Source organism: Burkholderia sp. BCC0506, assembly GCF_902833145.1.
Taxonomy (GTDB): domain Bacteria; phylum Pseudomonadota; class Gammaproteobacteria; order Burkholderiales; family Burkholderiaceae; genus Burkholderia.
On sequence record NZ_CADFEN010000015.1, the window covers coordinates 154,842 to 161,480 of the forward strand.

Here is a 6,639-nt window from a genome sequence, read left to right on the forward strand (position 1 = left end):
CGGTGCGGCGGCCGCGCGGGCCGCATGCCGCGATCAGTGACGGAAGTGGCGCACGCCCGTCAGGATCATCGCGATGTTGTGCTCGTCGGCTGCCGCGATCACTTCGTCGTCGCGCATCGAGCCGCCCGGCTGGATCACGCAGGTCGCGCCGGCCGCCACGACCACGTCGAGGCCGTCGCGGAACGGGAAGAACGCATCCGACGCGACGGCCGAGCCGGCCAGCGTCAGGCCCGCATTCTGCGCCTTGATGCTCGCGATGCGGGCGGAATCGACGCGGCTCATCTGGCCGGCGCCGACGCCGAGCGTCATGCCGTTGCCGCAGAACACGATCGCGTTCGACTTCACGTACTTCGCGACGCGCCATGCGAACAGCAGGTCGTCCATTTCCTTCGGCGTCGGGTGGCGCTTCGTGACGACGCGCAGCTCGTGCGGCTGCACGTTCTTCGAGTCGAGCGACTGCACGAGCAGGCCGCCGCCCACGCGCTTCAGGTCGAACGCGTTGTGGCCGTCGCCCAGCGCGATCTCGAGCAGGCGCACGTTCTGCTTCGCGGCGAACACCTGCTTCGCGGCGTCGGAGAACGACGGGGCGATCAGCACTTCGACGAACTGCTTCGCCACCGCCTGCGCGGCCGCTTCGTCGACTTCGCGGTTGAACGCGATGATGCCGCCGAATGCCGAGGTCGGATCGGTCTGGAACGCCTTCGCGTATGCGTCGGCCGAGTCGTTGCCGACCGCGACGCCGCACGGGTTCGCATGCTTGATGATCACGCAGGCCGGCGCGTCGAACGTCTTCACGCATTCCCACGCCGCGTCCGAATCCGCGATGTTGTTGTACGACAGTTCCTTGCCCTGCAGCTGGCGGTAGTTCGCCAGCGCGCCGGCCGGCGCCGCGAGGTCGCGGTAGAACGCGGCGCTCTGGTGCGGGTTCTCGCCGTAGCGCAGGTCCTGCACCTTGTCGAACGCCAGGTTCAGCGTGGCCGGGTACGTGCTGCGCGATGCGTGCTTCAGCTCGTCGGTCAGGCTCGTCAGGTAGTTCGTGATCGCGCCGTCGTATTGCGCGGTGTGCGCGAACACCTTCGTCGCGAGACGGAAGTTGGTCGGGTAGCCGACCGTGTTGCCGTTCGCCTTCATTTCATCGAGCACGACCGCGTAGTCGGCCGGGTCGACCACGACCGTCACGTCGCGGTGGTTCTTCGCGGCCGAGCGCAGCATCGTCGGGCCGCCGATGTCGATGTTCTCGATCGCGTCGGCGAGCGTGCAGTCGTCCTTCGCGATCGTCGCGACGAACGGATACAGGTTCACGACGAGCAGGTCGATCGTCGGGATGCCGTGCTGCTCCAGCGCCTGCATGTGCTCGGGCAGGTCGCGGCGCGCGAGGATACCGCCGTGCACCTTCGGGTGGAGCGTCTTCACGCGCCCATCGAGCATTTCCGGGAAGCCCGTGTAATCGGCCACTTCGGTCACGGGCAGGCCGGCGTCGGCGAGCAGTTTCGCGGTGCCGCCCGTCGACAGCAGCTTGACGCCGAGGTCGGACAGCGACTTCGCGAAGTCGACGATGCCGGTCTTGTCGGAAACGGAAATGAGCGCTTGCTTGATCATGATGGAACCACCAATAGCCAGGGAAACGGGGACGGGACGGCTGCCTACAGCAGGCCGTGCTGCTGCAGCTTCTTGCGCAGCGTATTGCGATTGATGCCGAGGTACTCGGCGGCGAGCGACTGGTTGCCGCCGGCCTGTACGAGCACGACCTCGAGCATCGGCTTTTCGACGCAGGACATCACCATTTCATAGACGTCGTGCGGATTGGAGCCGTCTAGATCCCGGAAATACACGTCCAGGCTCTCGCGGACACATTGTTCGATGTTGTGCTTGCTCATGCTGCTAACTGGTTATGGTCGTCCGACTCGCCCTGGCCGTTTTCCGCTTCGTCATCGACGTAGACGAGGTGGTCCGACAGCGCCTTTTGCGCCTCGAAGAAGGCATTGACGGCGGCGAGCTGCTCGCGGGTGGAATCGAGCGTGTTCATCCTGTGCCGGAACGCGTTGGCACCGGAAAGGCCGCGAGTGTACCAGCCGATGTGCTTGCGCGCAGTACGGACGCCGGTGAATTCGCCATAGAACGCGTAGTGGTCTTCCAGGTGTTCGTTCATCACGTGCTGGATCTCGTCGATCCGCGGCGGGGGCAGCAGCTCGCCGGTTTGCAGGAAATGATCGATTTCGCGGAACAGCCACGGCCGGCCTTGCGCGGCGCGACCGATCATCAGCGCGTCGGCGCCGGTCGCATCGAGCACGGCCTTCGCCTTGGCGGGCGACGTGATGTCGCCGTTCGCGACGACCGGAATGCGCACGGCCGCCTTCACGGCCGCGATGGTGTCGTACTCGGCGTCGCCGCGGTACAGGTCGGCGCGGGTGCGGCCGTGCACGGTGAGCATCGAGATGCCGGCCGCTTCGGCCAGGCGCGCGACCGTGATCGCGTTCTTGTGCTCGCGGTCCCAGCCGGTGCGGATCTTCAGCGTGACGGGCACCGCATCGGGCCCCGTGCCGACCGCCGCGACGACGGCCTCGACGATCCGCTGCACGAGCGGCTCGTTCTGCAGCAGCGCGGAGCCGGCCGCGACGTTGCAGACCTTCTTCGCCGGGCAGCCCATGTTGATGTCGATGATCTGCGCGCCGTTGTCGACGTTGTAGCGGGCCGCTTCGGCCATCATCGCCGGATCGGCGCCGGCGATCTGCACCGCGATCGGCTCGACTTCGCCTTCGTGGTTCGCCCGGCGCATCGTCTTCGCGCTCTTCCACAGCTGCGCGTTGGACGCGACCATCTCGGACACGGCGTAACCGGCCCCCAGCCGCTTGCACAGCTGGCGGAACGGACGATCCGTCACCCCGGCCATCGGGGCGACGAACAGGTTGTTACGCAAGACGTGAGGGCCGATAACGGGCATCGCAATGGCGCCGCCCGCGACACGCGCGGGCAGGAGAAGGGAAGACGGAAAACGCGCATTTTACCGTATTCCCATGCCCCGCCGATTTGACCCGGTTTGCCTGGTTTGCGCGGGGCGAGGCAGTGCGGTGCGCCGCGCGTCAGTTGCGCTGGCCGAACATCATCTGGCGCGCGATCGCCTTCTTCAGCGGCGGCACGAACTCGAGCGCGGTGAGCGCCGCGCCGCGCAGCAACGGAAGCGGGCCGGAATCGATCGTAAACAGGCGCGCGAGCGTGTCGGTCGCGCCGATCGTGAGGCGCCGGTCGAGCGCGCGGCGCGCGTTGAAGGTCGCGAGCGCCGTCGCCTCGAAACCTTGCGCGGACAGCGTGTCGACGAGCGTGTGCGCATCGCGCAGCCCGAGGTTGAGCCCCTGGCCCGCGACCGGATGCAGCGTCTGCGCGGCGTTGCCGACGATCGCGACGCGGCCGTTGACGAGCGTCTGCGCGGCGTTCAGGCCGAGCGGGAACGCCGCGCGCCCGGCGATCGCGACGAACGTGCCCATGCGTTCACCGAACACGCTGCCGAGCTCGCGCAGGAACGCATCGTCGGGCAGCGCGGCACGTCGCGCCGCTTCGTCCGGCGTGCAGCACCAGACGAGCGAGTAGTCGGCCTGGCGCGGCCCGCCGAGCGGCAGCAGCGCGAGCGGGCCTTCGTGCGTGAAACGTTCCCACGCGACGTTCGGGCGCGGCGCCGATACCGTGACCGTGCCGACGAGCGCGGTCTGCCCGTAGTCGCGGCGATGTTTGCCCGTATCGGCCTGCTGCTGGTGAAACAGCCCGCCTTCGGCATTGACGACGATGCGCGCGCGCAGCGTGCGCTCGCCTTGCGGGCCGTCGAGCGTCAGCGTGACGCCGTCGGCATCCTGCCGCGGTGTGTGCGCGGTGGTCGACGTGAGCCAGTCGACGCGCGTGCCGCGCACGGCGCCCGCGAGCGCCTGCACGATCGAGCCGTAACGCACGACGTAGCCGAGCGCGGCGAGCGCGTGCTCGTCGCGCTCGATCAGCGTGCGGCCGAAATGGCCGCGCTGCGATACGTGGATATGTTCGATCGGCGTGGCGTCGGCGGGCCACGCGAGCGTGTCGAGCAGCACGCGGCTGCCGTGCGACACGGCGATCGCGCGCGGGTCGTTCGCGCTCGCGGCCGGTTCGCGCGCATCGATCAGCGCGATCGACGCGTGCTGCGTCGCGCTGCGGCGTGCGAGCCAGCCGGCGAGCGCGAGCCCGACGGGGCCCGCGCCGACGATGGCGAGGTCGTAATCCGGCGTGGCCGGGGAGGAAGCGGTCGTCATCTTGATTCGTGAAACGGAGGTAACGGTCGGCGGCCGGTCATGCACCCGCGCGCATCAGCGCCTCGATCTCGTCGGCCGCGACCGGCACGTCGCGCGTGATCAGCTCGCAGCCGTGCTCGCGTACGATCGCGTCGTCCTCGATGCGGATGCCGATATTCCAGTACTCGGGCGGCACGTCGTCGGCCGCGCGCACATACAGGCCGGGCTCGACGGTGAGTGTCATGCCCGGCTTCAGCGTGCGCCACGGCAGCGCGCCGTTGGCGTCGCGCGCGGCGAGCCGCTCGCGGTAGTCGCCGCAGTCGTGCACATCCATCCCGAGCCAGTGGCCCGTGCGGTGCATGTAGAAACGCGTGTACGCGCGCTCGGCGATCACGTCGTCGACGCTCGAGAAGCGCGTTTTCGGGATGATGCCGGTGTCGAGCAGCCCCTGCGCGAGCACGCGTACGGCCGCGTCGTGCGGCGCCTCGAACGGCACGCCCGCGCGCGTCGCGTCGATCGCGGCCTGCTGCGCGGCGAGCACGATGTCGTACAGCGTGCGCTGCGCGGGCGAGAAGCGGCCGTTGGCCGGGAACGTGCGGGTGATGTCCGATGCATAGCCGTCGAGTTCGCAGGCGGCATCGATCAGGATCAGGTCGCCGTCGCGCGCGGCCGCGTTGCCGGCCGGGTAGTGCAGCACGCATGCATTCGCGCCGGCCGCGACGATCGACCCGTACGCGGGCGCCTGCGCGCCGTGCTTGCGGAACAGGTACAGCAGCTCGGCCTCGAGCTCGTATTCGCGGATGCCGGGGCGGCACACCTGCATCGCACGGCGGTGCGCGAGCGCGGAGATGTGCGCGGCGCGCATCATGATCGCGAGTTCGTGTTCGTCCTTCACGAGCCGCATGTCGTCGAGCAGCGGCGTGAGGTCGAGCAGCGCGTCCGGCGCGGCGACGCCCGCGCGTGCCTGCGCGCGCACCGCGTCGATCCAGCCGGCGAGCTGGCGCTCGAAGTCGGCCGATGCGCCGAACCGGTAGTGCACGGTGCCCGCGTCGGCGAGCAGGCGCGGCATCTCGGTGTCGATCACGTCGATCGCGAAGGCCGCGTCGAAGCCGAACGCGTCGCGCGCGGCATCGGGCCCGTAGTGAAAGCCTTCCCAGATCTCGCGGTCGACGTTCCTGGCGCGGCAGAACAGGATCGATTCCGGCGCGCCGTGCGGCGCGGCCGCGTTCAGCACGAGCACGGCATCCGGCTCCGTGAAGCCCGTCAGGTAATGGAAGTAGCTGTCGAACCGGTACGGGTAGGCCGTATCGCGGTTGCGCAGCATTTCCGGCGCGGTGGGGACGATGGCGACGCCGCCGCCGGCGGCACGCAGTGCGGCAAGCACGCGTTCACGGCGCTGGCGGTGGACGTCGACGGCGATGGCGGTATCGAGGGGCGCATTCATCGTGCGATTGTAGCGCCGCGCGACGCGGTGCGTGAACGTGGGGCCCGAAGCCGCGCCGGACGGGCCCGCGCGGCCGCTGTTGCAAACCATCCACAGGCCGGACGGGCGATTTTCTACCCGGCCGTACCGGCCGGTTATGATCGGCGACAACGTATACTCTCGGCGGTTCCCTTAAAAAGGCAGATGATGAAATTAATCGGTTCGCTCAGCAGCCCGTACGTCCGCAAGGCGCGGATCGTGCTTGCTGAAAAGAAGATCGACTACAAGCTGGAGCTCGAGGACGTGTGGGCGCCGCAGACGGATATTCATGCATCGAATCCGCTCGGCAAGGTCCCGTGCCTCGTGATGGAGGATGGTGCCGCGGTGTTCGATTCCCGCGTGATCTGCGAGTACGTCGATACGCTGTCGCCGGTCGGCAAGCTGATTCCGCCGTCGGGCCGCGAACGCGTCGAAGTGCGCTGCTGGGAAGCGCTCGGCGACGGCGTGCTCGACGCGGCCGTCGCGATTCGTCTCGAACACACGCTGCGGGAAGAAGCGCAGCGCAGCGCGAGCTGGATCGCGCGCCAGCAACGCAAGATCGACGATGCGCTCGTCGCGATGTCGCAGGGCCTCGGCGGCAAGACCTGGTGCGTCGGTAATCATTACACGCTGGCCGACATCGCACTCGGCTGCGCGCTCGGCTACCTCGACTTCCGGATGCCCGAACTCAACTGGCGCGATCGCCACCCGAACCTCGACAAGCATTTCGTGAAGCTGCAGCAGCGGCAGTCGTTCGCCGATACGCTGCCGCAAGGCTGAGCCGCGGCCGGCCTGCACGCATTCGGCAGACGAAAGAAAAGCGCCCCGCGGGGTAATGCCGTTCAGTTAAGAACTGAACGGCATTTTTGTTTTGGGTGTTGTAAACGATGATGGGGGCTGTTAACCTGCGTCGCCATGCTTGATGACACC

6 protein-coding genes are annotated in these 6,639 nt (G+C 68.2%); 1 reads left to right on the forward strand and 5 read right to left on the reverse strand.

Translation table 11 applies throughout. The features are described 5' to 3' along the window. Nucleotides 1-33: 33 nt before the first annotated feature. The 5 genes from purH to HWX62_RS29220 all read right to left on the reverse strand — a co-directional run bounded on the left by purH (nt 34) and on the right by HWX62_RS29220 (nt 5,691). Nucleotides 34-1,599, reverse strand: coding sequence for a bifunctional phosphoribosylaminoimidazolecarboxamide formyltransferase/IMP cyclohydrolase (gene purH, locus HWX62_RS29200; RefSeq protein ID WP_059581113.1), 1,566 nt, complete (start codon nt 1,597-1,599; stop codon nt 34-36). Between the two features lie 44 nt (nt 1,600-1,643). Then, entirely contained in the window at nt 1,644-1,877 is a 234-nt protein-coding gene (locus HWX62_RS29205) for a Fis family transcriptional regulator (protein WP_006476892.1), read from the reverse strand. Next, nucleotides 1,874-2,941, reverse strand: coding sequence for a tRNA dihydrouridine synthase DusB (gene dusB, locus HWX62_RS29210; RefSeq protein ID WP_175923103.1), 1,068 nt, complete (start codon nt 2,939-2,941; stop codon nt 1,874-1,876). The genes HWX62_RS29205 and dusB overlap by 4 nt, the downstream gene beginning before the upstream one ends. 139 nt (nt 2,942-3,080) lie before the next feature. Beyond that, a complete protein-coding gene (locus tag HWX62_RS29215; RefSeq protein ID WP_175927659.1) occupies nt 3,081-4,268 on the reverse strand; it encodes a UbiH/UbiF/VisC/COQ6 family ubiquinone biosynthesis hydroxylase in 1,188 nt (395 codons plus the stop codon). A gap of 37 nt (nt 4,269-4,305) precedes the next feature. Continuing rightward, nucleotides 4,306-5,691 (reverse strand): aminopeptidase P N-terminal domain-containing protein, encoded by a 1,386-nt coding sequence (locus HWX62_RS29220; protein WP_175927660.1) that lies wholly within the window; start codon nt 5,689-5,691, stop codon nt 4,306-4,308. Between the two features lie 186 nt (nt 5,692-5,877). Here HWX62_RS29220 and HWX62_RS29225 point away from each other — a divergent pair, with 186 nt between their 5' ends. After that, a complete protein-coding gene (locus HWX62_RS29225; RefSeq protein WP_175928157.1) occupies nt 5,878-6,489 on the forward strand; it encodes a glutathione S-transferase N-terminal domain-containing protein in 612 nt (203 codons plus the stop codon). Nucleotides 6,490-6,639: the final 150 nt, after the last annotated feature.

What these genes read in the sequence shown, in the direction of transcription:
- dusB (WP_175923103.1), bottom strand. Translation starts at nt 2,941, where the DNA reads ATGCCCGTTATCGGCCCTCACGTCTTGCGTAACAACCTGTTCGTCGCC.
- HWX62_RS29225 (WP_175928157.1), top strand. Translation starts at nt 5,878, where the DNA reads ATGAAATTAATCGGTTCGCTCAGCAGCCCGTACGTCCGCAAGGCGCGG.
- HWX62_RS29215 (WP_175927659.1), bottom strand. Translation starts at nt 4,268, where the DNA reads ATGACGACCGCTTCCTCCCCGGCCACGCCGGATTACGACCTCGCCATC.
- purH (WP_059581113.1), bottom strand. Translation starts at nt 1,599, where the DNA reads ATGATCAAGCAAGCGCTCATTTCCGTTTCCGACAAGACCGGCATCGTC.
- HWX62_RS29205 (WP_006476892.1), bottom strand. Translation starts at nt 1,877, where the DNA reads ATGAGCAAGCACAACATCGAACAATGTGTCCGCGAGAGCCTGGACGTG.
- HWX62_RS29220 (WP_175927660.1), bottom strand. Translation starts at nt 5,691, where the DNA reads ATGAATGCGCCCCTCGATACCGCCATCGCCGTCGACGTCCACCGCCAG.